At 53.9% G+C, this 1446-nt stretch carries 1 protein-coding gene; it reads right to left on the bottom strand.

Annotated elements, in window-relative coordinates:
• Positions 1-1446: acetyl-CoA carboxylase biotin carboxylase subunit family protein (locus D5S03_RS02755; RefSeq protein WP_502697110.1), on the bottom strand; the 1446-nt coding region annotated here is incomplete at both ends.

Here is a 1446-nt window from a genome sequence, read left to right as displayed (position 1 = left end):
TTAAGACAAAGCCGCACTGACGGATCATATCCTTGTTCAGGTTGGTCTTCATGCCCAGTTCTTCGATATAGGCTGCAGTGGACAGAACCTCGCCCTGGCCGTACCAGCGAACCGATGCCCCGATACCTGTATCCACTATATGCGCCCCTGCCCTGGCTGCTTCGGCCACAGCAGGCACGAACAGTCCGTCCGTGTAATGGCGATGGTAGTGTACAATAAGCTCGGGATATTTGGTGCGTATCTTGCTCACCAGTTCCCTGATGAACCAGGGGGGACAGACACCGGCCATGTCTTTTAGTCCCAGGATGAATTTCTTGAGGACCTTGTCATGAGCCATGGCCGTAGCCCTGCTCATAAGGTTTACTATTTCGTCCACCACTCCCATGTAGTGCTTGATGTCGAATCCCTTGGCATAGGAAAGGGAGATGGCCGGTTCAAATATATTTTTCTTGTGACTCATGGCCACCTGGGCAAAGGGCAGCATATTGTCGATGTGATTCAGGAAATCAAAGCAGCGGATAACATCGTAGTCTTCGCAGATCATCTCCCCTGTAAGGCGCATGATATTCTTGGGCTGGGGCTTGTATCCCAGGACGTTGGTGGAACGGATAAGTATCTGTTTCAAAGTGTTGGGGGCGAAGTGATTCCACTCCCTGGCCTCGCTGAAAGGATAGGTCATGTTGGCCATCATGGCCACGTGAAAGTGCGCTCCTCCACCGTTTTCCAGGGAAAAGAACCCGCACCTGTCCAGGTAGGGGCCGATGAGCCTGTCTTCGGCCAGGCGGAACCTGTTGCCGGAATTGGACTGGGTTATGTCCCTGGTGGTGGTGTCTGTAAAATGAACATGATCACTGTCCCGGATATAGTCCAGAACCGCGTCCCTGTCTCCCCTGGGATAGGGATACTGGTAGTCATCGTGTTTAAGAGACGGCAGCACCGGTTCTATGCGGCCAAGCCTCTTGTCATGTACTCCCCGGTACTCCCCCAGTTCCACGTAAGGGTTGTATCCCCTGGCGGATATCTCCGCCACCAGCTTGGAAAGACGCAGGGCCTCCGGCTCCCGGTCCCGGTAGACCATAAGTTCCGGAGTCTGACCAACGAAATTGGTATCATAGTCGCCGCTTCGAAACTGGGCATTGGCCATAACCTTGCGGTGAAATGGAATGGTGGTTTTAAGGCCCCCGACTATGTATTCATTTAGGGCCCTTTCCATAGTGCCTACGATTTTTTTCCAGGATTTGCCGTGGACAATGAGCAGGGCCGCTGCTGAATCGTACTGGGAGGGGAAATGATATCCTGCCGTAATGCAGGAATCAACGCGCACCCCCTGTCCGCCGGGGGACTGGTATCTGGTAATGAGCCCGGCATTGGGAGCGAAATCCTGCTGGGGATCCTCGCAGTTGATGCGCACCTGCATGGAGTGGTTGTTGGGCAGGGTGTCCTTTT

The sequence above is a fragment of the Desulfonatronospira sp. MSAO_Bac3 genome (assembly GCF_003838035.1).
Lineage (GTDB): Bacteria > Desulfobacterota > Desulfovibrionia > Desulfovibrionales > Desulfonatronovibrionaceae > Desulfonatronospira > Desulfonatronospira thiodismutans.
This window is presented reverse-complemented; position numbering and strand designations above follow the sequence as displayed.